Raw genomic sequence first — 25,629 nt, 5'->3', positions numbered from 1 at the left:
AGGCGGGGACGAACCCCAGTGGCACGGAACGACCGCGTTCGGGGGCGGATCGCCGCCGTCGTGAGCGTCATAGGCGAGCTGCTGATCACAGCAGGCGTGATCATGGCCCTCTTCGTCGTCTACTCGCTGTGGTGGACGAACGTCCTCGCCGACCGCGAGGCCAAGCGCCAGGGCAACCACGTCCGCGACACCTGGGCGCGGCCCCAGGGGCCGGGCGCTCTGGACACCAAGGACGGCATCGGCTTCCTCCACGTACCGGCGATGCGGAACGGCGAGGTGCTGGTCAAGCCCGGCACTGGCACCAAGGTCCTCAACGAGGGCGTGGCCGGCTTCTACCGCGAGCCGGAGCGGGCCGCGATGCCGTGGGACAAGCAGGGCAACTTCACCCTGGCGGCCCACCGCGACGGCCACGGCGCCCGGTTCCACAACATCGACAAGATCAAGACCGGTGACGCCGTCGTCTTCGAGACCCGCGACGTCTGGTACGTCTACAAGGTCTACGCCCAGCTGAAGCAGACCTCGCGCTTCAACGTCGATGTCCTCGACGCCGTGCCCGAGGAGTCGGGCAAGACCCGGCCGGGCCGCTATCTCACGCTCACGACCTGCACGCCGGTCTACACCTCCGACTACCGCTACGTCGTCTGGGCCGAGCTGGAGCGCACCGAGAAGGTCGACGCCCGGCGCACCCCGCCCAAGGAACTGCGCTGAGGCGAGAACCCCGGTCCGCGCACATGACGAAGGCCCCGGTCACCACCCGCGTGGTGACCGGGGCCTTCGCCATGTGCGGCCCGTCGCCGGGCTCAGTGCTTGCGGCCGCCGATCAGGCCGCCGAAGAAGCCGCCGTCCTGACCGGCGTTGGTGCCCGTGCCGGTGTCACCGCCGGGGACACCGCCCACCGTGGTGATGTTGACGGGGGTGTCCTTGGGCACCTGGGTGCCGGCCACCGGGTCCGTGACCATCACCATGGCGTTGTCGTCGCCGGGGCCGGTGATGGCGCCGACCTTCAGGCCCGCGCCCGTCACCGCCTTCTTGGCGTCCTTGAGCTTCATGTTGATCACGGCCGGGACCGGGATGTTCTGCGGCGCGCCCTTGGAGACGTAGAGGGTGACCGTGGAGCCCGCCCGGGCGGAGGTGTTGCCGTCGGGGCTCTGCCGGCTGACGGTGCCCGCCGGCTGGGTCGAGTCCTCGTCCTCGCGCTTCACGTCGAAGCCGAGGTCCTTCAGCTGCTTCTGGGCCGCGTCGAAGGGCTGGCCGACCACGGGCGGCACGGTCTTGCTCGCCGGCGCCGCCGCGACCGTCAGGACGATCTCCGTGCCCTTCTCGGCCTGCGAACCGCCCTCGGGGTCCTGGCTGAGGACGACACCCGGAGTGCTGTCCTGGGTCTCCTTCTGCTTCTGCTTGTACGTGAAGCCCCGCTTCTCCAGGAGCTTGACGGCCTCGTCGAACTTCATGACGGTGACGTCCGGCACCTGGACCTTCGGGGCGCCCTCGGACAGGGTCACCTTGACGTCGCCGCCCCGGTCGACCTTGCCGCCCGCGCCCGGGTCCTGGGTGCAGACCTTGTTCTTGGGCACGTCGTCGCAGGGCTTCGTACCGCTCTGGACGACCTTGAAGTGCCCGTTCTCGCCGAGCTGCTGCGCGTCGGCGAGGGACTGGCCCTTGAGGCTCGGCACCTTCACCTGGGAGCCGTTGCCGCCGCCGCCGAAGAGCGACTTGCCGATGAAGATGGCTCCGACGAGCACCAGGACGCCCGCGACGACCAGCAGGATCGTCGAGAGGTTGCTCTTCCGGCCGCCGCCCCGGCGTCCGCCGCCCGCGCCGCCGTCGTAACCGCCGTAGCCGCCGCCGTCGGCGACGGGCGGCATCATCGACGTCTGACCGGCACCGCCCGGGTGGTGGTCCTGCGGGCGCAGCATCGTGGTCGGCTGGTCCTCGGCGCCGTAGCCGACGGCGCCCAGGGTGGCGGTGGCGGCGACGGGCTGACCGTCGAGGGCCGCCTCGATGTCGGCGCGCATCTCGTCGGCCGACTGGTAGCGGTAGTCCGGGTCCTTGGTCAGCGCCTTGAGGACGATGGCGTCCATCTCGGGCGTGATCTCGGGGTCGTGGATGCTCGGCGGGTTGGGCTCCTCCCGCACGTGCTGGTACGCCACGGCCACCGGCGAGTCGCCGATGAACGGCGGACGGACCGTCAGCAGCTCGTAGAGCAGGCAGCCGGTGGAGTAGAGGTCGGAACGCGCGTCGACCTGCTCGCCCTTGGCCTGCTCGGGGGAGAGGTACTGGGCGGTGCCGATGACGGCGGCGGTCTGCGTCATCGTCATGCCGGCGTCGCCCATGGCGCGGGCGATGCCGAAGTCCATGACCTTGACCTGGCCGGTGCGGGTCAGCATCACGTTGGCCGGCTTGATGTCGCGGTGGACGATGCCGGCCCGGTGGGAGTACTCCAGCGCCTGGAGGACGCCGATGGTCATCTCCAGCGAGCGCTCGGGCAGCAGCTTGCGCCCGGAGTGCAGCAGCTCGCGCAGCGTCGACCCGTCGACGTACTCCATGACGATGTACGGGATCGAGACCCCGTCGACGTAGTCCTCGCCCGTGTCGTACACGGCGACGATGGACGGGTGGTTCAGCGAGGCGGCCGACTGGGCCTCACGGCGGAACCGGGCCTGGAAGGACGGGTCGCGGGCGAGATCCACCCGCAGCGTCTTCACGGCGACGGTGCGGCCGAGCCGGGTGTCGTGGGCGAGGTAGACCTCGGCCATGCCACCGCGACCGAGCACCGAGCCCAGCTCGTACCGGCCGCCGAGGCGACGCGGCTCTTCCATAGCTCCAGCCCTTCCGTTTTCCTGACCGCACCTTCGTTACGTCCGTCGGTGTGCTGTCCGGCATACCGTACCCGGCGCGCAGTGCCCCTTCGGGGCGCCACCGGCACCCGATATACGACCGGTATCGAGGGAGTGGGTGATCCACTGCGGAGAGTGAGCCGGGTCACTTCTCCGTCTTGAGTACCGCCTCCATGACGCTCTTCGCGATCGGCGCGGCGAGGCGGCCACCGGCGATGTCGTCGCGGTCGGTGTCCGAACCCTCGATCACCACCGCCACGGCGACGGGGGAGCCGTCACCCGACTTCGCGTAGGAGATGAACCACGCGTAGGGGTTGCCGCTGTTGTCGACGCCGTGCTGGGCGGTGCCGGTCTTGCCACCGACCTTGACGCCCTTGATCTGGGCGCTGGTTCCGGTGCCCTGCTCGACGACCGTCTCCATGATGCTCTGCAGCTTCTGCGCGGTCTCCGCGGAGATCGGCTGTTCCAGCTGCTTCGGCTGGTGCGTCTCGATGACGTTGAGGTTCGGCGCGCGCAGCTTGTCGACCATGTACGGCTCCATGAGCTTGCCGTTGTTGGCGACAGCGGCGGCGATCATGGCCATCTGGAGCGGCGTGGCGCGGTTGGACGCCTGCCCGATGCCCGCCATGGCGTTCTGCGGGCGGTTGTCCTTCGGGTAGACGCTCGGCACGGCGCGCACGGGCGTGTCGACCGGCTTGTTGAAGCCGAACTTGTTCGCCTGCTCGGTCATCTTCTTGTTGCCGAGGTCGGCGCTGACCTTGCCGAAGACGGAGTTGCAGGAGATCCGCAGCGCCTCACGCAGGGATACGTCCTTGCACTGGATGCTGCCCTCGTTCTTCAGCTCGATCCGGGTGTCGGGGAGGACCCACGGCACCGGCGAGTCCGTCTTGGAGTCGACGTCCTTGTACAGGCCGTTCTCCAGCGCCGCGGCGGCGGTGACGACCTTGAAGGTGGACCCGGGCGGGTAGGTCTGCTTGAGCGCCCGGTTCAGCATCGGCTGGGCCTTGTCGTTGTTCAGCGTCGTCCAGGCCTTGCTGTCGAGCGCCCCCGCGATGGACGAGGGGTCGTACGAGGGCGTGGACGCCAGCGCAAGGATCTTGCCGGTGCGCGGGTCGAGGGCGGCGACGGCGCCCTTCTTGTCGCCGAGGCCCTTGAAGGCGGCCTCCTGCGCCTTGCCGTTCAGGGTGGTGATCACGTCACCGCCCTTCTTGCCCTTGCCGGTGATCATGTCGATCGTCCGGTTGAAGAACAGCCGGTCGTCGTCGCCGGTGAGGACCTTGTCCTCCAGCTTCTCGATCTGGTTGGAGCCGAAGACCTGCGAGGAGTAGCCCGTGACCGGGGCCCACATGGGGCCGTTGTTGTAGGTGCGCTTGTACTTGTAGTCGATGCCGCCGGTCTCCTGGGAGCCGGTGATCGCCTGGCCGTCGACGATGATGTTGCCGCGCGGCTGGCTGTAGCGCGCGATGTCGACGCGGTGGTTCCACTTGCTGGTCTTCAGTTCGTCGGCCTGGACGAACTGAAGCCAGTTGTCGCGGACCATCAGGGCCAGGACGAGCAGACCACAGAAGATCGCGATCCGGCGCACGGGCTTGTTCACGGGCGGACCACCTGGGTCATCTCGGCGTCAGGGGACGGGGCGGGGGCCGGAGCCGGCCGGCGCGCGGCGTCGCTGATCTTCATGAGGATGGCGATCAGGGCCCAGTTGGCCAGCACGGACGATCCGCCGTACGCCATGAACGGCATGGTCATGCCGGTCAGCGGGATGAGGCCCATGACACCGCCGGCGACGACGAAGACCTGGATGGCGAAGGCGCCGGACAGGCCGACGGACAGCAGCTTGCCGAACGGGTCGCGGGCGGCGAGGGCGGTGCGCACGCCGCGCTCCACGATCAGGCCGTAGACCAGCAGGACCGCCATGACGCCGGCCAGGCCGAGCTCCTCGCCGACCGTGCCGAGGATGAAGTCGGAGTTGGCCGCGAAGCCGATCAGGTCGGAGTTGCCCTGGCCCCAGCCCGTGCCGAAGACGCCACCGGAGCCGAACGACATCAGCGCCTGGCCGATCTGCTCGGTGCCCTTGTGCGTCTCGAAGACCGCGAAGGGGTTCAGCCAGGCGTCGACGCGCTCCTGGACGTGGTGCTCGAAGGACGCGACGCCCACGGCGCCGGCGGCGGACATCAGCAGACCGAAGACGATCCAGCTGGTGCGCTCGGTGGCGACGTAGAGCATCACGACGAACATGCCGAAGAACAGCAGCGACGTACCGAGGTCGGTCTCGAAGACCAGGATGAGGATCGAGAACGCCCACACCGCGAGGATCGGGCCGAGGTCACGGCCGCGCGGCAGGTACAGCCCCATGAAGCGGCGGCTGGCCAGGGCGAGCGCGTCCCGCTTGACCATCAGGTAGCCGGCGAAGAACACCGCAAGGACGATCTTCGCGAACTCACCCGGCTGGAGACCGCCGAGACCCGGGATCGTGATCCAGATGCGCGCGCCGAACTTCGGCGGGAAGAACATCGGCGCGATGAGCAGCGCCAGCGCCACGACCATGGAGATGTAGGTGTAGCGCTGGAGGACGCGGTGGTCCTTGAGGAAGATCACCACGGCGACGAAGAGCGCGATGCCCAGCGCCGAGTAGAGCAGCTGGTTCGGCGCGTAGGGGACGAACTTGAAGCCCTGGTTCTTGGCCAGCTGCATCAGCCGCGGCGACTGGTCGAGCCGCCAGATCAGGATCAGGCCCAGCCCGTTGAGGAGCGTGGCCAGCGGCAGCAGCAGCGGGTCCGCGTACTTGGCGAACTTGCGGACGACCAGGTGGCCGACGCCGGCGAGCAGGCCGAGGCCGATGCCGTAGCCGAGCAGGCCCGAGGGCAGCTCGTCGTCGATGGCGAGGCCCACGTTGGCGTACGCGAAACACGGAATGATCACGGCGAAGGCCAGCAGCGCGAGCTCGGTGTTGCGCCTGCTCGGCGGGCCCGCGGTGCTGATCGTCGTCGTGTTGTTCGACATGGGTGAAATGGCTGACATGGCTGTGGTGGCCCCTACGGCTTCACTATTGAGCGTTGCTGCACTGCTGGACCAACTTCTGCTCTTCCTCACTGAGGGTGGGGCCGGGGGCCGGGGTGGCCTGGGCGCGGCTCTCGGTGCCGGAGTCCTTCGCGGCGCCGGTCCGGTCGCCGTTCTGCTTCTCGTTCTCCCGCTTCTGCTGCTCGGCCGTCTGCCGCTCGGCGTTCTTCTTGCAGGCCGACGCCTGCTTGCCGAGTTCGTCGGCCTTCTTCTCGGCCTGCTCGCGGCTGCCGACCGCGATCGTGTCGACGACACGGCTGCGCTGGTCGACGGGGAGGTACTTGAGTTCGATCTCGGGGTGGTCCTTGGCCAGCTTGCTGAGGCTCAGCCAGGCAAGGTCCTGGTTGATCCCCCGGTAGACCGCCACGTGGTCGTTGTCCTTGGCGCCCACGTAGTACTGCGTCTGGGTCCACTGGTAGCCGGCGTAGCAGCCGCCGCCCACGACACCCAGCACCAGGGCGATGATCAGTGACCGCTTCAGCCAGCGGCCCTTGGGCCGCGGCTTGACGAAGTCCTGGTCGGTGAACGGGCCGAAGGAGCCGTCCGGCGCGGCGCCCACGGCCGGGTCGCCGCTGCCGGGCGGGCCGAAGCCGCCGGAGACGCCGTCCTGAGGCGGTGCGGGCCGGTTGGCGCGGCCGAGCTCGGCGGCGCGGCCGGCCGGGGTCTGCATGGCGCCGTTGTCGTTGATGTGCAGCTGGTTCTCGGCGACCGCACCGACGATGACGGGCGTGTCGTTGATCTGCCCCGCGAGGGTGTCGCCGCCGTCGACGTCGAGGACGTCGGCCACGATGCAGGTGATGTTGTCCGGCCCGCCGCCGCGCAGGGCGAGCTGGATCAGGTCCTGCACGGTCTCGTGCGGGCCCTGGTAGCTGGCGAGCGTCTCCTCCATCGTCTGGTGGCTGACGACGCCGGAGAGTCCGTCCGAGCAGATCAGGTAGCGGTCGCCGGCCCGCACCTCGCGGATCGACAGGTCCGGTTCCACGTGGTCGCCGCTGCCCAGCGCGCGCATCAGCAGGGAGCGCTGCGGGTGGGTGGTGGCCTCTTCCTCGGTGATGCGGCCCTCGTCGACCAGCCGCTGCACCCAGGTGTGGTCCTGGGTGATCTGCGTCAGCACGCCGTCGCGCAGCAGGTACGCGCGGGAGTCGCCGACGTGGACCAGCCCCAGGCGCTGCCCGGTCCAGAGCAGGGCGGTGAGCGTGGTGCCCATGCCCTCCAGCTGGGGGTCCTCCTCGACCATGACGCGCAGCTGCTCGTTGGCGCGCTGCACGGCCGTGCCGAGCGAGGTGAGGATGTCGGAGCCCGGGACGTCGTCGTCGAGCGTGACCAGCGTGGAGATCACCTCGGAGGAGGCGACCTCACCCGCGGCCTGGCCGCCCATGCCGTCGGCGATGGCGAGCAGCCGGGGGCCGGCGTAACCGGAGTCCTCGTTGCCCTCCCGGATCATGCCCTTGTGCGATCCGGCGGCGAAACGCAGTGAGAGACTCATGCGCACCTCGCCCGTCGGCTCCGGGTACAGCCCCTTCCCAGCCACGCTGCCCACCCTCCGGTCGTCATGGTCCTACTACTTCCGCAGCTCGATGACGGTCTTGCCGATGCGGATCGGCGCGCCGAGCGGGATCGGGGTCGGGGTGGTCAGCCGGGTCCGGTCGAGATAGGTGCCGTTGGTCGACCCGAGGTCCTCGACGATCCACTGGCCGTCGCGGTCGGGGTAGATCCTGGCATGCCGGCTGGAGGCGTAGTCGTCGTCCAGCACGATCGTGGAGTCGTGGGCACGGCCGAGGGAGATCGTCTGGCCCTGGAGGGCCACCGTGGTGCCGGTGAGCGTGCCCTCGGACACCACCAGCTTGGTCGGTGCGCCGCGACGGCCGCGGTCGGCCCGGCGACCGCCGGACTGCTGCTGGCGCTGCTGCGGCGGTGCGGCCTGCTGCGCGCGCTGCGCCTGCCCGCCGCCCGCGCCCCGCCGGGAGCCGCGCTGGGTCACGCGGGTGCCGAACAGATCGCTGCGGATGACCTGGACGGCCACGATGACGAACAGCCACAGTACGGCGAGGAAACCCAACCGCATGACCGTGAGGGTCAGCTCTGACATTGCCCCCGCTTCACCCTTCGGCTTGCCGATAAACGATGGTGGTGCTGCCCACGACGATGCGTGAGCCGTCGCGGAGCGTAGCGCGCGTGGTGTGCTGTCCGTCCACCACGATGCCGTTCGTCGACCCCAGGTCCTGGATCGTCGCGGGGGTGCCGACCCGGATTTCACAGTGCCGGCGGGAGACCCCGGGGTCGTCGATGCGTACGTCCGCTTCCGTGCTGCGGCCCAGCACGAGGGTGGGCCGAGAGATCTGGTGGCGGGTGCCGTTGATCTCGATCCAACGACGCGTCTGCGCGCCCGGAACCGTACCCGGCCCCGGACCGCCGGTGCGCGGCAGGGGGCGGACACCGGGCGGCGGGGACGTCGGCATGGGCGGAGCCCCGGCGGGCTGCGCCGGATAGCCGGCCCCCTGGGTGGGGCCGCCGCCCGCGCGCGGGGCGCCGGTCTGCTGCCTGGAGGCGTGCGGGTCCTGGGACTCGCTGGAGGCGAGGGTGCGGCTGCGCACCCGGTACAGACCGGTGTCGAGGTCGTCGGCCTTCTCCAGATGGACCTTGATGGTCCCCATGAAGGTGTACCGCTGCTGCTTGGCGTAGTCGCGGACCATCCCGGACAGCTCGTCGCCGAGCTGGCCGGAGTAGGGACTCAGCCGCTCGAAGTCGGGGGCGCTCAGCTCCACGATGAAGTCGTTCGGGACGACGGTGCGGTCACGGTTCCAGATGGTGGCGTTGTTGTCGCACTCCCGCTGGAGTGCTCCAGCGATCTCGACCGGCTGCACCTCGGACTTGAACACCTTGGCGAAGGTGCCGTTCACGAGACCCTCGAGTCGCTGCTCGAAGCGCTTCAGTACTCCCACGGGGCACCTCCTTCCCTCAGTGACGTCTCTGATGCTCAGTGTCGTTCCTGATACTGCTTACTGATCGTATCCACGCGTCGGGAAAACGGCTGGTTCCCCTTCGGCGGCAGGAGTGACGAGTGTCGCCTTCCGTGGCCGTCCGTCGTGTCCGTCGCGTCGTCGTCCGCCTCGTCGGTGGCTTCCCCATGGATCGTAGAGGCGGCCCCGAGTCAGTGTCCCGAAGTCAGTGTCCCGCAACCGGAGGGGTCCCCGCGGCCCCCTCGGAGGGCGGCCGGGAGGAACGAGTTCGAAGGCACCCTGCGGGGCGTGCTAATGTTCTGCATGTCGGAAGGCGAACGGACGACAACCGGGCGGAAACGCCGGGGAAGCGCCCGAAAGCCTGAAGACACACCCATGCGCGGGTGGCGGAATAGGCAGACGCGCTGGATTCAGGTTCCAGTGCCCGAAAGGGCGTGGGGGTTCAACTCCCCCCTCGCGCACCATGCGGTACGAAACGGGCCTCTCCGGGGTGACGAAAGTCACTCGGGAGAGGCCCGTTTCGCGTTTCCGTATGCCGTCGGGGGTGGGCCCCGGCGTTCTTTAGTGATCTTGGCCTCGTTCCCCCGGGGGCGCGTCCGAGGCGACCCCTTCTCCTGCTTCTTCTGGTTTCTCCCGTCCCCGGCGGCCGGCCGCCCGCTCGGGTGGGCTGGACTACCTGTCCGGCCGACGGCCCAGGGACCACGCGAGGCGGGGTGCCGCCAGGAGGAGCCCCGCCAGGAAGCGGACGCGGGCGGACAGCGGGTAGCCCGACATGGCGGCGTACTCACTGGCCCATTCCTCCTGCCAGCGCGCGGGGCCGGGAACGATGCCGGCGGCGCAGTGCAGCACCAGGCGTCCCAGCGATCCGGGCCGGCGCGCGACGGGCGGGGGGTGCGAGCCCAGGACGTACGTCGAGCAGGTCTGGGCGGCGTGCCGCAGCTCGCGCGACTCGGCCTCCGCGAGGGCGTGGTCCTCGATCACCGCGGAGATCTCCTCGCGGACCCGGGGGATCAGCGCGAACCGCCGCTGTCCGCACGGCCCGTGCTGAACCGCCTCCGGGGCCGCCTTCCGGACCCGCTCCAGAGCGTCGTTCATCCCGGGGGAACGTTTGCCCGGGGGGACGATGAGGTCGGGGGTGCCCGGTCGTGGGGGTGACTTCCATCGCCGCCGGCCGGCAGGCTGGGCCTGCGGGTCCGAGGGCGCCAGGAAGAGCGAGGGCCAGCGGATCGCAGCGGCGATGACCAGCGAGGCCATCAAGAACGTCAGTTGGTTCATGTTCCCCCCTCGGGCACATACCAGGGCCCACAGCCGCGCTGTGCTCGCCTGGCGAGTTCCGCTCGCGCTTCGGCGGCGCCGGTTGCGGTGAAGCGGTAGTAGTGCCGGCGCGGCCGGGCAAGGCCGGCTCCGCCGTCGTCCGGTTCCTGAGTGGTCTCCCAGGCGCTCTCCAGCCAGCCGTACTTCTCCAGCCGGGCCAGGACGGGATACACGGTGCCGCTGAACAAGCCGGTCTTCTCGCAGATCTCCAGGCCGTAATGTGCCCGGCTCGGGTCCTCCAGCAGCGTGAGCAGAACTGTCCGGGTGGGTGTGGTGAGCCTGATGGGCACTGCGTGGACCTTTCTGCCCGAGAGTGCGACGTGACCCACGCGCGTGCTTGCGGATCACCGTGTCTGAAGGGCCGTTCAACCGGATGCCCTACGTCGGTTGCTGTAGACCGCACTCCGCACTTGCGGTCAGCGTGCTGCTACGGACGGGAACTCGCCACCGCTGGGCAATCGTCAGCCCCGTGAGTACCCCCCGCTATGCGCCAGCGGGGGGTACCCACCGGTGGCTCAGCGGAATCGGCCGGTTCAAAAACGCGGCGAACGCTCGCCGGGCCGGCCGTCGGTGCAGCGGGATCTACCCGCGTGTCGTCACTCGGTCGAAGCGCTCGGGGAAGAGCCGCTGACGTTCGAGCTCCCCGTCGGGGGTGTACCGCACCAGCACGGCTCCGCCGTTGTCGACCACGTCGGCCAGCATGGCGTAGATCTGGAGCGCGCGGTTGATGGTGTCGGTCTTGGTGTCCCCCGTGATCATCGCGGCGTGTTCCAACGCCGCGGACGAGCGCGGCGCGAGATTCACCGTGACCCTCTCGAACCGGCCTCCGCTGCGGGCGCGTCCGTCGGACTTGGCCCCTCCGGCCATGGCCTCGCCTTCCGTCGCTGGCAACTTGTCCTCGCTCCCCGCGTCGGTACGCGGGTCGGAAGTAACCGGTATAGGCATCTCTCATCTCCTCTCTCCTCGGCCGGCGCCAGGGATGCCCGAGGTTGGAGGCTCCGCAGCGCCGCACCTCTTGTTCTCGATGATACAGCTAAGATGCAGCAAGTGTGCAGCTGTTGTGCCGCCAAATGGCGGACGAGAGGCGTTCGGGCGCCCCGCTCTTCCCGGCCTCTGCGCCCCCGCTGTGTGCCTGGCCAGCTTAAATGCAGCTAACAACCATATAAGTGATGGGTGAGGTGCAGCACATATCTGCGAGAGGTATGCTTACGGCAAGTGATGTGCCTGCTACGCGAACCCGATCTTGAGGGGAGAGCCATGGCCAGCTCCGAGTGGTCTTCGGAGGCCGTCGAGACCGACCTCACCCAGACGGAGGGATTGCCCTCCCAGCGCGGCCGTTCGGTGGACGACGGTGGCATAGCCGACGCACTCCGCGCGGCGACCGACGATGCCTCGTCGAGGGAAGTGAGCGAGGTCGAGGTCAGCAGCCTCTTCCAGACCCCTCTGTTCCGCTTCGAGGGCAAGTTCCGTACCAACGGCGAGGAGTCGTCGCCGGCCAACCGCTCGATCGCCGCGGCCCTGGTCGTCGTGCTCGCCATGGCGGGCGGGCTGGCCTTCGCCTGGATCTTCCTCGGGGCGGTCGACGCGGGTGTGGTGATGACCTGGACGCTGGTGATCATCGCGGCGGGCTTCGTCCTCGCCTGGCGCCTCGGTCACGAGCGGCCGGAGTCCAAGAGCCCGGGGGCGGGTGAGCCGCCCGCCGGTCCTCGGGGTGAAGGGCCTTCCGCCCGGTAGTCCGAAAGCCCCCGACCCCATCGGCACCCGGCCCCGCGAGGGGCCTTGTTCGTAGAGCGAGGAGCCTGGCGGTAGTCACCGAAGCGTCGTCACAACGTCGTCACAACAAAAACGGCCCCGTAAAGGGGCCGTCATGCTAGGTGTCCCTAGCGGGTATGGCTCCATCGTAGCCAAGGCGGGCAGCTATGTCGAGCTCTACATAGCTCGCGCCGGAGGATTCAACTGCGCTGCCAGCCACCGGCATTATGGGGCCCCGAGCTCACGCGAAGGAGCCTTGTGTCAGACCTGATCGTGTACGTCGACGGCTACAACCTCTTCCACGGCCTGAGGCACAAGTTCCTCGACGACCGCTACCAGTGGCTGGACCTGGTCTCCCTGGCCCAACGCCTCCGGCCCCGGGACAACTTGATCAAGGTGAACTACTACACCGCCCCCCTCCAGGGCGCCTCCAGCGCGGTCCGGCGGCAGCAGGACTACCTGGGCGCCCTGAGGGCCGTCGGCGGCAAGGTGCTCGCCGTGCACGAGGCGCGCTACCAACCCAAGACGATCACCTGCAAGTGCGGGCGGGCGTGGCGCAGTTACGAGGAGAAGGAGACCGACGTCCACCTCGCGGTCGACCTGGTGGCCGACATCGCGACCCGCTCCGCCGACTCCGCGCTGGTCGTCAGCGGCGACAGCGACCTGTGCCCCGCGGTGCGCCGGGCCCGCGAGTTCAACGCCGCGGCACACATCGCCATGGCGTTCCCGCCCAAGCGCGTCTCCACCGAGCTGCGCGCCCTGTGCCCGCGCTCCTTCGTCATCGGCCCCGGCCGCATCAAGGACGCGCAGCTGCCCGACCGCGTCGAGGACCCGGCGACCGGCCGGGTTTACGAACGTCCCGTCGGCTGGCGCCCGGCGACCGCCGGGCTCTCCTCCACCGTGCCCGCCAGCCGCAAGGAGGCACCGCAGCCGCACGGCCACCCGTGCTGATCCCGGTGGCCGGGCGGTACCGTCTGGGCAGCTGACGTCGCGCGAGCACGCGCCGGGTGGAGGGGGAGGTGGCGCCGTCATGGCGCGACTGCCGTACGTGCCGGGGTTCGCCCGGCCCGGGGCCGGGGAATCCGGGCACAAGGCCGTGAAGGCCGCCGGAAAGGCGCTGCGCGAGCGCGTGCCGCGCTCCGCCCACGCCGAGTGGAGGGCCGACGCGGGGCGGCCCGGGGCGGTGGAGACCGTCGAGGCGACCAACGCGGGGCGGCTGCCCGAGCTGACCCCCCTGCGGATAGGCCGGATGGTGGCCTCGCCCTTCGCCTTCCTGCGCGGCACCGCCGGGCTCATGGGCCACGACCTGGCCGGCACCGCCGTCACGGGCGTGGGCGCGCAGCTGTGCGGCGACGCGCACGCCGCGAACTTCGGCCTCTTCGGCGACGCCCGCGGCGAACTGATCATCGACCTCAACGACTTCGACGAGACCGTCCACGGACCGTGGGAGTGGGACGTCAAGCGCCTGGCCGCCTCACTGGTGCTGGCCGGGCGCGAGGCCGGGGCCGGCGAGGCGGAGTGCCGGGCGGCCGCGCGGGACGCCGCGGGCGCCTACCGGCACACGATGCGCCTGCTGGCCCGGATGCCGGTGGTCGAGGCGTGGAACGCGATCGCCGACGAGAAGCTGGTCTCGCACGCCGACGCCCACCAGCTGCTCGGCACGCTGGAGCGCGTCGCGGAGAAGGCCCGCCGCAACACCAGCGCGCGCTTCGCCGCGAAGGCCACCGAACGCGACGGCGAGGGCGGCCGCCGCTTCGCCGACGCGCCACCGGTGCTGCGCCGCGTCCCCGGTGCGGAGGCCGCCGCGGTCGCCTCGGCGCTGGGGCCCTACCTGGGCACGCTGCCGGAGGACCTGCTGCCGCTGCTGGGGCGGTACGAGGTGCAGGACGTGGCGTTCCGGGTGGTGGGGACCGGCAGCGTGGGGCTGCGCTCGTACGTGGTGCTGCTGCTCGACCACCGGGGCGAGCCGCTGGTCCTCCAGGTGAAGGAGGCGCGGCCCTCGGTGCTGCTGCCCTTCGTGGAGAAGGCCGGCTTCGAGGCGCCGGGTGCGGGGCACGAGGGGCGGCGCGTGGTGCTCGGACAGAAGTCGATGCAGGTCGTCAGCGACGTGCTGCTCGGCTGGACGACCGTCGAGGGGCGGCCCTACCAGGTGCGGCAGTTCCGCAACCGCAAGGGCAGCGTGGACCCGGCGGCGCTGGCCCCCGGCGAGCTGGACGACTACGGCCGGATGACGGGCGCCCTCCTGGCGCGGGCGCACGCGCACAGCGCGGACCCGCTGCTGATAGCCGGCTACTGCGGCAAGGGCGAGGAGCTGGACGAGGCGGTCGCGACGTTCGCCGTGACGTACGCGGACCGCATGGAGGCCGATCACACGGAGCTGCTGGCGGCGGTGCGCAGCGGGCGGCTGGCCGCGGAGACGGGCGTCTAAGGGGTGTCCGCCGCGGCAGCGGCGGCATTGCGGGACGGGGCGGGGCCGGCCGGCGGGCGGAAGCCGTGCCGGGCTCGGGAGGACACCTCGTACCCTGGGGCGCGTGACGAATCCGGAAGCCGATATTTCCGAGGAGCCCGGCACCGAACGGCTCGCGGCGGCGGTGCGCGCCGCCGAGCAGGCGCTGATCGAGTTCGAGATCGCTGTGGAGACCTTCCGGGTGGAGGTGGAGAACTTCTCCCGCCTCCACCACCAGCGGCTCGGTCCGATGTACGCCCGGCTCGACGAGCTGGAGGCGCGCATCGCCGAGGCGGTCGCCGCGCGGACCGGTGACGCCGAGGACCTGCGGCGGGCCCGCGAGGCCCGTGCGCTCGTACAGCCGCTGCCGGGGGTGGAGGAGCTGTTCGGCGGCTGGATGGACGACCAGGGGCTGTCCCCCGAGGCGTCCGCCATGCTGACCGAGCGGCCGGTGAGCCCGCCCAAGCGCGTACGGCCGAGCGAGGAGGCCCGGCGCGCCTACCGCGACCTGGTCCGCAAGGCGCATCCGGACCTGGCGCTGGACGAGGCGGACCGGCTGCGGCGTGAGGCGTTCATCGTGCGGGTCAACGCCGCCTACGGCGACGGGAACGCCGCCCTGCTGGCCGAGCTGGCCGGGGAGTGGGCGGCGGGCCCGGTGCCCGGCCAGCGACGGGCGAGCCGCAGCGAGGAGCTGTACGCGCGCCTGGAGTGGCTGGCCGAGCGCAAGGAGCTGCTCTCCGCCGTGGCCGCGGAGCTGGAGGCGTCCGCGATCGGCGCGATGATCAAGATGGCGCCGGAGGACCCGGACGGGCTGCTCGCCGAGATCTCCGACGGGCTGCTGGCGCAGATCGCGGAGCGGGAGGCACACCTGGCGGAGCTGCTCGGCGCCGGCGGCTGAGGGCTTCGGCGGCTGGGGTGTGTCCGCAAAAGCGGCGCCGGGTCCGTAGGCGTGGCCCGGGGCGTCTGGTGCTGGGCGCACCTCTCAGCGGTGGCCGGGGGAGTCCCGGGCCGGGTGGGGCTTCGCGGAGACCCTGGGGCCCGCGTGGTGGTGATCGCGACGGTGGGGGCGTGGGCGTCCGGTAGCGTCGGGGGTATGCATTTTGGTTCCGGTATCCCCACGGTCGGCGTCGACGCTCTCTCGTCCGACGATTTCCTGCTCGACGTGCGTGAACTCGACGAGTGGCAGGCGGGGCACGCCGAGGGCGCGCTGCACGTCCCGATGAGCGAGTTCGTCGCGCGCTTCGGCGAGGTGACGGAGAAGGCGTCCGAGGGCGGCCGGATCAACGTCATCTGCCGGTCCGGCGGCCGTTCCGCGCAGGTCACCGCCTATCTGGTGCAGCAGGGCATGGACGCGGTCAACGTCGAGGGCGGCATGCAGGTCTGGGAGGCCAGCGGCCGTCCGGTGGTGGCCGGCGACGGCGTGCCCGGCACGGTGATCTGACGCCGGGGGCCGTGCGGCCCCGGCCTCTCAGGTCCCGGCCGGCTCTCAGGTTTCAGCCGAGGGGTGGGCGGCCAGCAGGTCGCCCAGGGCCTCCTCGTGGGCGGCGGCGGGGCCCAGGGAGAGTTCCAGCTGTTTGGCCCAGGCGTGGTAGCGGTGCAGGGGATAGTCGGTGTCCGCGCCGAAGCCGCCGTGCAGGTGCTGCGCGGTCTGGACGACCCGGCGCACCCCTTCCGAGGCCCAGACCTTGGCGACGGCGATGTCGGCGGCGGGCGGCAGTGCGTCGCAGCCGGCCGCGCCGGACTCGACGCGCCAGGCGGCCTGCCAGAGCGTGGCCTCCATCACGCGCAGGTCGATGTAGCGGTCGGCGGCCTGGACCGCGACCGCCTGGAACGTGGCGAGCGGGAAGCCGAACTGCTCGCGCTTGCTCGTATAGGCGCCGGTCATCTGTGCCACGGCCTCGCCGAGTCCCAGCGCCAGGGCACAGGTGCCGCAGGTCAGCAGGGCGCGCAGGCGTTCCCAGGCCCCCTCCGCAGTGATCACTTCGGCGTCGTCGGCCGGTACGGAGTCCAGGGTCAGCCGGGCGTAGCGCTCGCCGTTGGTGGAGACCTGGTCGGCCAGGTCCACGCCGGGGCGGTCGCGGGGGACGAGGGCGAGGACGGTGCGGCCGTCGGCGGTGTGGGCGGGCAGCAATACCCGGTCCGCGCCGTGGGCCCAGGGCACGGCGGTCTGTGTGCCGTCGAGGAGCCAGCCCGCCTCGGCCGGGCGGGCGGTCACGGCCTGCTCGGCGGCGTCGTGGCCGGTGCGGCCGTGGGCGGCCGTGGTGACGACCAGCTCGCCCCGGCCGATGGCGGGCAGGAGGTGGCTCATGGCGACGCCGCCGTGTTCGCTGAGGGTGAGGGCCGCGGCGGTGTGCTCCAGGAGCGGCACCCTGGCCAGGACCTTGCCGGCCTCGCGCAGCACCAGGCACAGGGCGAGGGGTCCGAGCCCGGCGCCGCCGTGCTCCGGGGGGACCGGCAGGCTCAGCAGACCGGCGCGGGCGAGCCGGCTCCACAGGGGGCGGTCGAAGTCGTCGGCCACCGCGCCCGGTACGAGGGCGGGGCTGGGGACCCCGTCGGGCTTCACCCCGGCGAAGACGGCCCGGGCCGCCTCGGCGGCGGCCTGCTGCTCCTCGGTGAAGGTGAAGTCCACGGCCCGCCCCTTCCGGTGCTGCCCGATTAACTGACGGTCCGTCAAGTTAGAGCAGATCCCGGGAATTGGGAACGGGTGGGGCGGCAGCCCGCGTCACCCTTCACCTCACCGCGGTCCTCGTCTCGTCGCCCGCCTTCTTCTCTTCCCCTTGCCGCCGTCCTCAGCGGTCGAAGTCCAGCTCGACCTTCTCCGTGACCGGGTGGGACTGGCAGGCCAGCACATAGCCGGCGTCCAACTCCTCCTGCTCCAAGGCGAAGTTGCGGTCCATGCGCACCTCGCCCGTCACCAGGAAGGCCCGGCAGGTCCCGCACACGCCGCCCTTGCAGGCGTAGGGGGCGTCGGCGCGGTTGCGCAGCACCGTCTCCAGCAGCGGCTCGCCGTCCCGCACCGACCAGCTGCCGCTGCGGCCGTCCAACCTGGCGGTCAGCGTGCTGTGCTCGGGGGCGGGGGCGGCCGTGGGGCTCTGGGGGCCGCCGGCCGGTATCTCCTCGGCGTGGAAGATCTCCTCATGGATCCGGTCCCGGGCCACCCCGAGGTGGTCCAGGGCCCGCTTCGCGCTCCGCACCAGGCCGTGCGGGCCGCAGAGGAACCAGCCGTCGACGCTCTCCACGGGCAGCAGTGAGGGCAGCAGGGCGGTCAGCCGGCCCTCGTCGAGCCGTCCCGAGGCGGGTCCCGCCTCCTGCTCCTCGCGGGAGAGGGTCTGCACCAGCTGGAAGCGGTCGGGGTAGCGGTCCTTGAGGTCGGCGACCTCGTCCAGGAACATCGTGGAGGCGGTGGTGCGGTCGCTGCGGATGAGGCAGAACCGGGCTCGGGGCTCCCGGGCGAGCAGGGTCGTGACCATGGACAGCACCGGGGTGATGCCGCTGCCGCCGACGATCGCCGCGAAGTGGCCGGGGCGTGGCTCCAGGACGAAGCGTCCGGCCGGTGCCATGACCTCCACGGTGTCGCCGGCGGCCAGCTCCTTGAGGGCGTAGGTCGAGAACGCTCCGCCGTCCACCAGCCGCACGCCCACGCGCAGCGTGCCGGGCCCGCCGGGGCCGGCGGCCGGGCCGCAGATGGAGTACGTGCGGCGGATCTCGGCGCCGTCCAGGGTGCGGCGGAGGGCGAGGTGCTGACCGGGGAGGTGGCGGAAGGCGTCCCGCAGCTCCGGGGGCACGGCGAGCGTGAGGGCCACCGAGTCGTCGGTGAGCGGGTCGACGGCCGTCACCCGGAGCGGGTGGAAGGCACCATGGCGGGCCGCTGCCATCTACAACTCCTTGAAGTGGTCGAACGGTTCGCGGCACGCCTCGCAGCGGCGCAGGGCCTTGCAGGCGGTGGAGGAGAAGCGGCTCAGCAGCGTGGTGTCCGTGGATCCGCAGTGGGGACAGCGGATGGCCAGGTCGACCATGACGGGCCCGTCGGGGCCCGTGGGCCGCGGGGGCGCTATGCCGAACTCGGCGAGCTTGCGGCGGCCTTCGGCGGTGATGTCGTCGGTGGACCAGGCGGGGGAGAGCACCGTGCGGACCGTCACCTCGCGCTGGCCGTGCTCGCGCAGCACACGCTCGATGTCGGCCGACATCGCCTCGACGGCCGGGCAGCCGGTGTAGGTGGGCGTCAGCTCCACCTCCACCCGGCCGGGGCCGGTGAGGCGCAGTCCGCGCAGCACGCCCAGCTCGGCCAGGCTGAGGACGGGCAGCTCCGGGTCGGGCACCGCGCCGGCCAGCGCGCGGAGCTCCTCCTCCAGGGGGGTCGGGGCGCTCACCACGTCGCCCCCGGGTGGCTGCGGTGCAGGTGCTGCATCTCGGCGAGCATCCGCCCGAACGACTCGGTGTGGATGCCCTGCCGGCCGGCGCCCGCCGTCCACGCTCCGGACCGCGGGCCGTCGGGCAGGGTGAGCGTGGCCCGCCCGACGACGGCCGTCACCTCCGCGAGCCAGCCGTCGCGCAGGGCGTCGAAGTCCACGGGCAGCCCCTCGACCGGCTGGAACAGCTCGCCCGTGAACCGCCAGAGGGCGTCGAGGGCGGTCTGCGCCCGGGCGTGGCTCTCGGCCGTCCCGTCGCCGAGGCGCAGGATCCAGTGCTCGGCGTGGTCGCGGTGGTAGGTGACCTCCTTGACGGCCTTCGCGGCGAGGGGCACGAAGGGGCTGTCGCCGGCGGCCAGTTGGCCGTAGAGCGACTGCTGGTAGAGGGAGAAGTACAGCTGTCGCACGATCGTGTGTGCGAAGTCGCCGTTGGGCTGCTCGACGAGCTGGACGTTGCGGAACTGGCGCTCCTCGCGGAGGAAGGCCAGCTCGTCCTCGTCGCCCGCGAGGGACAGCAGGGTGCGGGCCTGGCCGAGGAGGTCGAGGGCGATGTTGGCGAGCGCGACCTCCTCCTCCAGGACGGGCGCGTGCCCGGCCCACTCCCCCAGCCGGTGGGAGAGCACCAGGGCGTCGTCACCGAGGGCCAGGGCCGCGGACGTGGCCGGCTCCTTCACAGGTGCCGCACCCCTTCCGGGATCTCGTAGAAGGTCGGGTGGCGGTAGGGCTTGTCGGCGGCGGGCTCGAAGAACGGGTCCTTCTCGTCCGGCGAGGAGGCGGTGACGGCGACGGACGGCACGACCCAGATGGAGACGCCTTCGGAGCGGCGGGTGTAGAGGTCGCGGGCGTTGCGCAGGGCCATCTCGGCGTCCGGGGCGTGGAGGCTGCCTGCGTGGGTGTGCGAGAGGCCTCGCCTGCTGCGCACGAACACCTCCCACAGCGGCCAGTCGGTGCTCGTCATGCCGTCGCCTTTCCGTGCTTGGCCGCGTACGCGGCGGCTGCCTCGCGCACCCAGGCGCCTTCTTCGTGGGCCCGGCGGCGCTGGCCGATCCGCTGGTCGTTGCAGGGGCCGTTGCCGCGCAGCACCTCGTGGAACTCGTCCCAGTCGATGGGGCCGAAGTCGAAGTGCCCCCGCTGCTCGTTCCACCGCAGGCCCGGATCAGGGAGGGTGAGCCCGAGGGACTCGGCCTGCGGGACGCAGATGTCGACGAAGCGCTGGCGCAGCTCGTCGTTGGAATGGCGCTTGATCTTCCAGGTCATGGACTGCGCGGAGTGCGCGGACTCGTCGTCGGGCGGGCCGAACATCATCAGGGAGGGCCACCACCAGCGGTCCACGGCGTCCTGGGCCATCGCGTGCTGGGCCTCGGTGCCCCGGCTCAGGGCGAGCAGGAGTTCGTACCCCTGGCGCTGGTGGAACGACTCCTCCTTGCAGACGCGGATCATGGCGCGCGCGTACGGCCCGTAGGAGCAGCGGCAGAGCGGGACCTGGTTGGTGATCGCGGCGCCGTCCACGAGCCAGCCGATGGCGCCCACGTCGGCCCAGGTCAGGGTGGGGTAGTTGAAGATGGAGGAATAGCGCTGGCGGCCGGAGTGCAGCTTGTCGAGCAGCTCGTCGCGGCCCGTGCCGAGGGTTTCGGCGGCGCTGTACAGATACAGGCCGTGGCCTGCCTCGTCCTGCACCTTGGCCATCAGGATCGCCTTGCGGCGCAGCGAGGGCGCCCTGGTGATCCAGTTGGCCTCGGGCTGCATGCCGATGATCTCGGAATGGGCGTGCTGGGCGATCTGCCGGACGAGGGTGGCGCGATAGGCGTCGGGCATCCAGTCACGTGGCTCGATGCGCTCGTCGGCGGCCACGGTGGCGTCGAAGGCCGCGCTCAGCGCCGCCTCCCGCTCCGTCTCCGGCGCCGCCGCATCCGGCGCGGTGGTCGTCATGCCATGCCCCCCTCGGGCTCGTCCATTGCTCCCTACCGACCGATCGTTCGGTTCAATGGTGGGCCGTGCCCCAGGAGGTGTCAACCCTGTGGATAACCCCGTGCGTGCTGGGCCTCGTGGGGTGGCGTCGGTACGGTTCGGGTGCACACCGGAGGACGGTGGTGCGCGCAATACCGGAAACACCAGGCGGAACGGGGCGGACATGGAGACGGACACCGGGCACGAGCGGACGGGCGGCGGCCTTGGGCTCTTCGAGCTGTCCCTTCCGGCCCGCGTCGTCGTCGCGGGCGGCGTCGCGGTGGTCACGCTCGCCACGGCCGTGCACCTGGCGATGATGTTCCTGCACGTGGCGCCGTCGAACACGGTCAGCAAGCGGCACGCGTCTGCCGTCAACGACTACGTGTACCCGGAGTTCGAGCAGAACTGGAAGTTCTTCGCCCCGAACCCCCTCCAGCAGAACGTCGCCGTCCAGGCGCGCGCCGAACTGCGCTCCCCCGACGGCGGCACCACCGTCACCCCCTGGGCCGACCTCTCGGCCCGGGACGGCGCCGACATCGCCCACAACCCGCTCCCCAGCCACACGCGGCAGAACGAACTCCGCCGCGCCTGGGACTTCTACACCGCCAACCACGACGCCCAGGAGCAGCCGAGCGGCCTGCGCGGCCGGCTCTCCGAGGAGTACATCCGCCGCATCGTCGCCTCCCGGCTGGGCGCCGGGCAGCAGGACCGCCCGCTCGGCCGCGTCCAGGTCCGCTCGGTGACCTCTCCCATCGCGCCGCCGCCCTGGAGCGACGAACAGGCCGAGACCAAGCCGGTGTACCGGGTCCTGGGCTGGTGGCCGGTCACCGGCGCCGACCTCGCGGAGGCGAGCAACCGATGATCAACGCCCTGTCGCGCGGCCTCGACCGCGTCACCGGAGCCTCCCTCGGCCCGTACCAGACGGCCGTCGTCCGGATCGGCCTCTCCTTCACCTGGCTCTGCTACCTGCTGCGCGAATGGCCCAACCGCCATGAGCTGTACGGGCCCGACGCCCCGTGGAGCTGGGGGATGGCCCGGGAGCTGACCGGCGACAACCACGCCTTCACGGCCCTGATGTGGTCCGGCTCCGCCACGTGGTTCGAGACCGTGTACGTGCTCGCCCTCGTCTCCGCGGCCCTGCTGACGCTCGGCTGGCGCACGCGGACGATGTCGGTGCTCTCCATGGTCACGGTGCTGTCGCTGCAGAACCGCAGCGTCTTCATAGGGGACGGCGGCGACAACGTCATCCACCTGATGGCGCTCTACCTCGTGCTCACCCGATGCGGACAGGTGTGGTCCCTCGACGCCCGGCGGGCGGCCCGCCGGGCGTCGGACCGCGGCAGCGGAAGCGGATCCGGCTCGGAAGCCGGGGCGGCCTCCGGCTCGGGGCCGCGTGGTGCCGGCTGGGACGTGACCGGCGTCGTCCTGTGGACGGCCTGCGGGCTCGCCCTCGCCACCGCGCAGCTGGTGTGCGACACCGGCATGTCGTGGACGGCCGACGGCCCGCTGCCCGGCATCGGCTGGGCGGCGGCCCTGTGGGGACTGTGGGCGGTCCAGGGGCTGTGGTGGGCGGTCGCACGCTTCGCCCCCGGAGAGCCCCGCACCGTCCTGGACGCGCTCGCCCACCTCGCGCACAACGCCACGCTGTTGGTGATCATGGCGGAGGTCTGCCTGATCTACGCGACCGCCGGCTGGTACAAGATCCAGGGCACGCGCTGGCAGGACGGCACCGCGCTCTACTACCCCCTGCACATCGACTACTTCTCGCCCTGGCCCGGGCTCTCCCACGCCCTCGCCGGCAACGGGCTCGTCGTACTCCTGCTCAGCTACGGCACGGTGGCCGTCCAGGTCGCCTTCCCCTTCACGCTGCTCAACCGGCGCGTGAAGAACGTCCTGCTGCCGGTGATGATGGCCGAACACGTCGGGATCGCCGTCCTGCTCGGACTGCCCTTCTTCTCCCTCGCGATGATCATGACGGACGCCGTCTTCCTGCCCACCTCCTTCCTGCGCCGCGTGGGCGACCTCGCCGGGCGCGCCCGCTCCCGGCTGCGCGCCAGCCGTACGGGCGGAGTGCCCCAGCAGCGCGACACGGAGCCGACACGGGCGGCCGTGGGCGGCTGACCTGCGCCGATCTCACCGCCCGGCGGCGGACGGGCCGTGATCGCGGGCCCGTAGGCTGAGGGCATGACCGAGGACGACGCCCAGGCCGCCGCCGCGCTGCGGCAGTGGCGCGAGAGGGCGCCCGACGCCGTGCTGCTCGACGGCTTCCACGCGCTCAAGCACGCCCTGCGCTTCGGCGCGGACGTGCGGCCCGCGCTGGCCGGGGACAAGGCCGCGGCGCTGGCGCTGGCGGCCGGACTGGCCCCCGACCTGAGCGAGGGCCTCGACCGGTTGCTGGTCGAGGTGCCCGCGCGGGAACTGCGCGAGCTGGTGCCGCGGATCCACGCCACGGGCGTGGCCGCGCTGGCCGCGCGCCGCGACCGCCGGGCGAACCTCGACGCGTTGTCGCGGCGGCCCCGGCAAGCGCCCGTCGTCGTCCTGGACAACCCCCGCAACCTCGGCAACGTGGGCGCGGTCGTCCGGCTCGCCGCCGGCTTCGGGGCCACGGGCGTGGTGACCACCGGTGACGTCGATCCCTGGCACCCGAACGCGGTGCGCTCCGGCGCCGGGCTGCACTACGCCACGGCCGTCGAGCGGCTGGACCTCGGGGAGCTGCCGGACGGGCCGCTGTACGCCCTGGATCCGGAGGGGGAGGACATCCGCTCCCTGACCCTTCCCGACGACGCGCTGATCGCCTTCGGTTCGGAGCGCCACGGGATCTCGGCGGAGCTGAGGGGGAGGGCGGACCGGTTGGTGTCCCTGCCGATGCGGCCGCAGGTGTCGAGCTACAACCTCGCCACGAGTGTGGCCATGGCGCTCTTCCACTGGGGTGGGCCCCGGGAGTGACGGTGGCCGTCGGCCTGGGCGGTCGTGCCGGCCGGCCGCTGGGGGTGACGGGGCGGGTGGCCGTGGTGGGGTTCTTCCCCCACCCGCCCCTTCCATAACCCGGGCTTGGCCCCGGGCCCCGGCCCTCGAACTCCCCGGGCCACCGCTGGGAGGTGCCCCCAGACGGGCTGGGGGCACCGGCTCCCCCCTACGCCTGGCGCCTCACCTCCACCACGCGGAAGCGGGGGGCGACGAAGGCGCTGTCGCACAGGGCGGCGTTGGCGGCGGGGTTGCCGCCGGAGCCGTGGAAGTCGGAGAACGCGGCGGTCTGGTTGACGTAGACACCGCCGGTGAGGTTCAGGGAGAGCTGGGCGCACTCCTCCAGGCAGGCGGTCTCGATCAGGCGCTCGGCGTCCGCCGAGGTCGTGTACGCGCCGACCGTCATCGCGCCCTTCTCCCGGACCGTGCGGCGCAGCAGCTCGACCGCGTCCGCCGTGGAGTCCACGGCCACCGCGAAGGACACCGGGCCGAAGCACTCGGAGAAGTACGCCGCTTCGGCGTCCGGCTTGGCGCCGTCCAGCTTGACGATCACGGGGGTGCGGACCGTGGCGCCGGGGAAGTCGGGGTTGGCCACCGTCCGGGACGCCAGGGCGACCTCGCCGAGCTGGGCCGCGGCGTCGATCCGGGCCTTGACCTGGTCGTTGACGATGGCGCCCAGCAGGGCGTTGGCCCGGGCGTCGTCGCCCAGCAGCTTGTCCACCGCGGTGGCGAGGTCGGCCACCACCTCGTCGTACGACTTGTGGCCGGCGTCGGTGGCGATGCCCTCCCGGGGGATCAGGAGGTTCTGCGGGGTGGTGCACATCTGGCCGCTGTAGAGGGACAGGGAGAAGGCCAGGTTGGAGAGCATGCCCTTGTAGTCGTCCGTGGAGTCGACGACGACCGTGTTCACGCCGGCCTTCTCGGTGAAGACCTGGGCCTGGCGGGCGTTGGCCTCCAGCCAGTCACCGAAGGCGGTCGAGCCGGTGTAGTCGATGACGCGGACCTCCGGCCGGACCGCCAGCGTCTTGGCGACGCCCTCGCCGTCCCGCTCGGCGGCCAGGGTCACCAGGTCGGGGGAGAACCCGGCCTCGGCCAGCACCTCACGGGCGATGCGCACCGTCAGCGCGAGCGGCAGGACCGCCCGCGGGTGGGGCTTGACCAGCACCGGATTGCCGGTGGCGAGGGAGGCGAACAGGCCGGGGTAGCCGTTCCACGTGGGGAAGGTGTTGCAGCCGATGAGGAGCGAGACGCCGCGCGGCACGGGCGTGAACTCCTTGTCGAGCTTCAGGGGATCGCGCTTGCCCTGCGGCTTGACCCACTCCGCCGACTCCGGGGCGGCGCCGCTCTGCTCGGCGTAGGCGTACGCGACGGCTTCGAGGCCCCGGTCCTGGGCGTGCGGCCCACCGGCCTGGAGCGCCATCATGAACGCCTGGCCGCTGGTGTGCATGACGGCGTGCGCGAACTCGTGCGTACGGGCGTTGATCCGGGCCAGGACCTCCGCGCACACGGCGGCCCGCACCAGGGCGCCGGCGTCCCGCCACGCGGGCATGGCGGCACGCATGGCCGGCAACAGGACGTCGATGTCGGCGTGGGGATACTCCACGCCCAGCTCCAGGCCGTACGGCGAGACCTCCGAGCCCGTCCAGCCGTCCGTCCCCGGCTGGTCGAGCTCGAAGCGCCGGCCGCGCAGCGCGTCGAAGGCGGCCTGGCCCGCGGCCGCGTCCAGGCTGCCGGGCACGCCGTCGGCGCCGTAGGCCTTGGGGTGCTCGGGATACGGCGACCAGTACGCGCGCGTGCGGATGGCCTCCAGCGCCTGGTCAAGGGTGGGGCGGTGCTTCTCGATCAGCTGGGCGGTGGTGAGTCCGGCGGTCACGTCTGACCAACTCCTCGTCGAGCGGGGCTCCGATACGGGGGACCAGATGCACCCCCGGTGGATACAG

The 25,629-nt window shown here is 71.6% G+C and carries 25 protein-coding genes and 1 tRNA gene; 10 read left to right on the top strand and 16 right to left on the bottom strand.

The window, feature by feature from the left end:
- The first annotated feature begins 18 nt into the window (after positions 1-18).
- Complete coding sequence (locus CYQ11_RS15225; protein ID WP_099199988.1) at positions 19-708, top strand: class E sortase; 690 nt, start codon at positions 19-21, stop codon at positions 706-708.
- 92 nt (positions 709-800) lie between these two features.
- Here CYQ11_RS15225 and pknB read toward each other — a convergent pair whose 3' ends face one another.
- From pknB to CYQ11_RS15190, 6 genes are all read right to left on the bottom strand, one after another.
- On the bottom strand, positions 801-2,819 hold the full coding sequence (gene pknB / locus CYQ11_RS15220) for a Stk1 family PASTA domain-containing Ser/Thr kinase (RefSeq protein WP_099199989.1): 2,019 nt from the start codon (positions 2,817-2,819) through the stop codon (positions 801-803).
- Positions 2,820-2,982: 163 nt separating this feature from the next.
- Complete coding sequence (locus CYQ11_RS15210; RefSeq protein WP_099199990.1) at positions 2,983-4,434, bottom strand: peptidoglycan D,D-transpeptidase FtsI family protein; 1,452 nt, start codon at positions 4,432-4,434, stop codon at positions 2,983-2,985.
- Positions 4,431-5,840: an FtsW/RodA/SpoVE family cell cycle protein gene (locus CYQ11_RS15205; protein ID WP_398780019.1), complete on the bottom strand. Its 1,410-nt coding sequence runs from the start codon at positions 5,838-5,840 to the stop codon at positions 4,431-4,433. Before CYQ11_RS15205 ends, CYQ11_RS15210 begins: the two co-directional genes overlap by 4 nt.
- A gap of 43 nt (positions 5,841-5,883) precedes the next feature.
- The gene (locus CYQ11_RS15200) at positions 5,884-7,383 is read right to left on the bottom strand and encodes a PP2C family protein-serine/threonine phosphatase (protein ID WP_099200240.1); all 1,500 of its coding nucleotides are present in this window, start codon (positions 7,381-7,383) and stop codon (positions 5,884-5,886) included.
- 75 nt (positions 7,384-7,458) lie between these two features.
- The gene (locus CYQ11_RS15195; RefSeq protein ID WP_099199992.1) at positions 7,459-7,986 is read right to left on the bottom strand and encodes an FHA domain-containing protein FhaB/FipA; all 528 of its coding nucleotides are present in this window, start codon (positions 7,984-7,986) and stop codon (positions 7,459-7,461) included.
- Between the two features lie 10 nt (positions 7,987-7,996).
- The gene (locus tag CYQ11_RS15190; RefSeq protein ID WP_099199993.1) at positions 7,997-8,839 is read right to left on the bottom strand and encodes an FHA domain-containing protein; all 843 of its coding nucleotides are present in this window, start codon (positions 8,837-8,839) and stop codon (positions 7,997-7,999) included.
- Positions 8,840-9,234: 395 nt separating this feature from the next.
- On the opposite strand from CYQ11_RS15190, the gene CYQ11_RS15185 reads away from it, so the two are divergent.
- A tRNA-Leu gene (locus tag CYQ11_RS15185) sits at positions 9,235-9,321 on the top strand.
- A gap of 208 nt (positions 9,322-9,529) precedes the next feature.
- Here CYQ11_RS15185 and CYQ11_RS15180 read toward each other — a convergent pair.
- The 3 genes from CYQ11_RS15180 to CYQ11_RS15170 form a co-directional block, all read right to left on the bottom strand.
- Entirely contained in the window at positions 9,530-10,132 is a 603-nt protein-coding gene (locus tag CYQ11_RS15180) for a hypothetical protein (RefSeq protein ID WP_104650996.1), read from the bottom strand.
- Positions 10,129-10,461 carry a PadR family transcriptional regulator gene (locus CYQ11_RS15175; protein ID WP_240003457.1) on the bottom strand — a complete coding sequence of 111 codons (333 nt, stop codon included), beginning with the start codon at positions 10,459-10,461 and terminating at the stop codon, positions 10,129-10,131. Before CYQ11_RS15175 ends, CYQ11_RS15180 begins: the two co-directional genes overlap by 4 nt.
- A 292-nt stretch (positions 10,462-10,753) precedes the next feature.
- Positions 10,754-11,116 (bottom strand): hypothetical protein, encoded by a 363-nt coding sequence (locus tag CYQ11_RS15170; RefSeq protein WP_205041810.1) that lies wholly within the window; start codon positions 11,114-11,116, stop codon positions 10,754-10,756.
- Positions 11,117-11,428: 312 nt separating this feature from the next.
- Here CYQ11_RS15170 and CYQ11_RS15165 point away from each other — a divergent pair, with 312 nt between their 5' ends.
- The 5 genes from CYQ11_RS15165 (at position 11,429) to CYQ11_RS15145 (ending at position 15,810) form a co-directional block, all read left to right on the top strand.
- Positions 11,429-11,905 carry a hypothetical protein gene (locus CYQ11_RS15165; RefSeq protein WP_099199996.1) on the top strand — a complete coding sequence of 159 codons (477 nt, stop codon included), beginning with the start codon at positions 11,429-11,431 and terminating at the stop codon, positions 11,903-11,905.
- 276 nt (positions 11,906-12,181) lie between these two features.
- Positions 12,182-12,874: an NYN domain-containing protein gene (locus CYQ11_RS15160; RefSeq protein ID WP_099199997.1), complete on the top strand. Its 693-nt coding sequence runs from the start codon at positions 12,182-12,184 to the stop codon at positions 12,872-12,874.
- 79 nt (positions 12,875-12,953) lie between these two features.
- Positions 12,954-14,351 carry a DUF2252 domain-containing protein gene (locus CYQ11_RS15155; protein ID WP_099199998.1) on the top strand — a complete coding sequence of 466 codons (1,398 nt, stop codon included), beginning with the start codon at positions 12,954-12,956 and terminating at the stop codon, positions 14,349-14,351.
- 94 nt (positions 14,352-14,445) lie between these two features.
- Positions 14,446-15,267 carry a hypothetical protein gene (locus CYQ11_RS15150; protein WP_398780046.1) on the top strand — a complete coding sequence of 274 codons (822 nt, stop codon included), beginning with the start codon at positions 14,446-14,448 and terminating at the stop codon, positions 15,265-15,267.
- Positions 15,268-15,462: 195 nt separating this feature from the next.
- A complete protein-coding gene (locus CYQ11_RS15145) occupies positions 15,463-15,810 on the top strand; it encodes a rhodanese-like domain-containing protein (RefSeq protein ID WP_099199999.1) in 348 nt (115 codons plus the stop codon).
- 45 nt (positions 15,811-15,855) lie between these two features.
- On the opposite strand, the gene CYQ11_RS15140 is transcribed toward CYQ11_RS15145, so the two are convergent.
- From CYQ11_RS15140 to paaA, 6 genes are all read right to left on the bottom strand, one after another.
- The gene (locus CYQ11_RS15140) at positions 15,856-16,998 is read right to left on the bottom strand and encodes an acyl-CoA dehydrogenase family protein (RefSeq protein ID WP_099200000.1); all 1,143 of its coding nucleotides are present in this window, start codon (positions 16,996-16,998) and stop codon (positions 15,856-15,858) included.
- A gap of 160 nt (positions 16,999-17,158) precedes the next feature.
- The gene (locus CYQ11_RS15135; RefSeq protein WP_099200001.1) at positions 17,159-18,244 is read right to left on the bottom strand and encodes a 2Fe-2S iron-sulfur cluster-binding protein; all 1,086 of its coding nucleotides are present in this window, start codon (positions 18,242-18,244) and stop codon (positions 17,159-17,161) included.
- On the bottom strand, positions 18,245-18,742 hold the full coding sequence (gene paaD, locus CYQ11_RS15130) for a 1,2-phenylacetyl-CoA epoxidase subunit PaaD (protein WP_099200002.1): 498 nt from the start codon (positions 18,740-18,742) through the stop codon (positions 18,245-18,247).
- The gene (paaC, locus tag CYQ11_RS15125) at positions 18,736-19,452 is read right to left on the bottom strand and encodes a 1,2-phenylacetyl-CoA epoxidase subunit PaaC (protein WP_099200003.1); all 717 of its coding nucleotides are present in this window, start codon (positions 19,450-19,452) and stop codon (positions 18,736-18,738) included. Before paaC ends, paaD begins: the two co-directional genes overlap by 7 nt.
- Positions 19,449-19,736, bottom strand: a complete 288-nt coding sequence (gene paaB / locus CYQ11_RS15120) for a 1,2-phenylacetyl-CoA epoxidase subunit PaaB (protein WP_099200004.1) — start codon at positions 19,734-19,736, stop codon at positions 19,449-19,451. Before paaB ends, paaC begins: the two co-directional genes overlap by 4 nt.
- Complete coding sequence (gene paaA, locus CYQ11_RS15115; protein ID WP_099200005.1) at positions 19,733-20,707, bottom strand: 1,2-phenylacetyl-CoA epoxidase subunit PaaA; 975 nt, start codon at positions 20,705-20,707, stop codon at positions 19,733-19,735. The genes paaB and paaA overlap by 4 nt, the downstream gene beginning before the upstream one ends.
- A gap of 202 nt (positions 20,708-20,909) precedes the next feature.
- Here paaA and CYQ11_RS15110 point away from each other — a divergent pair, with 202 nt between their 5' ends.
- The 3 genes from CYQ11_RS15110 (at position 20,910) to CYQ11_RS15100 (ending at position 23,671) form a co-directional block, all read left to right on the top strand.
- A complete protein-coding gene (locus tag CYQ11_RS15110) occupies positions 20,910-21,587 on the top strand; it encodes a DUF5819 family protein (RefSeq protein ID WP_099200006.1) in 678 nt (225 codons plus the stop codon).
- A complete protein-coding gene (locus CYQ11_RS15105) occupies positions 21,584-22,846 on the top strand; it encodes an HTTM domain-containing protein (protein ID WP_099200007.1) in 1,263 nt (420 codons plus the stop codon). Before CYQ11_RS15110 ends, CYQ11_RS15105 begins: the two co-directional genes overlap by 4 nt.
- 63 nt (positions 22,847-22,909) lie before the next feature.
- Positions 22,910-23,671: a TrmH family RNA methyltransferase gene (locus CYQ11_RS15100; RefSeq protein WP_099200008.1), complete on the top strand. Its 762-nt coding sequence runs from the start codon at positions 22,910-22,912 to the stop codon at positions 23,669-23,671.
- Between the two features lie 187 nt (positions 23,672-23,858).
- On the opposite strand, the gene paaN is transcribed toward CYQ11_RS15100, so the two are convergent.
- Entirely contained in the window at positions 23,859-25,562 is a 1,704-nt protein-coding gene (gene paaN, locus CYQ11_RS15095) for a phenylacetic acid degradation protein PaaN (protein WP_099200009.1), read from the bottom strand.
- Between the last annotated feature and the right edge of the window lie 67 nt (positions 25,563-25,629).

This window comes from Streptomyces cinnamoneus, assembly GCF_002939475.1.
In the GTDB taxonomy this organism is placed as follows: Bacteria; Actinomycetota; Actinomycetes; order Streptomycetales; family Streptomycetaceae; genus Streptomyces; species Streptomyces cinnamoneus_A.
Note: the sequence above shows the minus strand (reverse complement) of the source record. Positions and strands in the feature narration are given on the sequence as shown.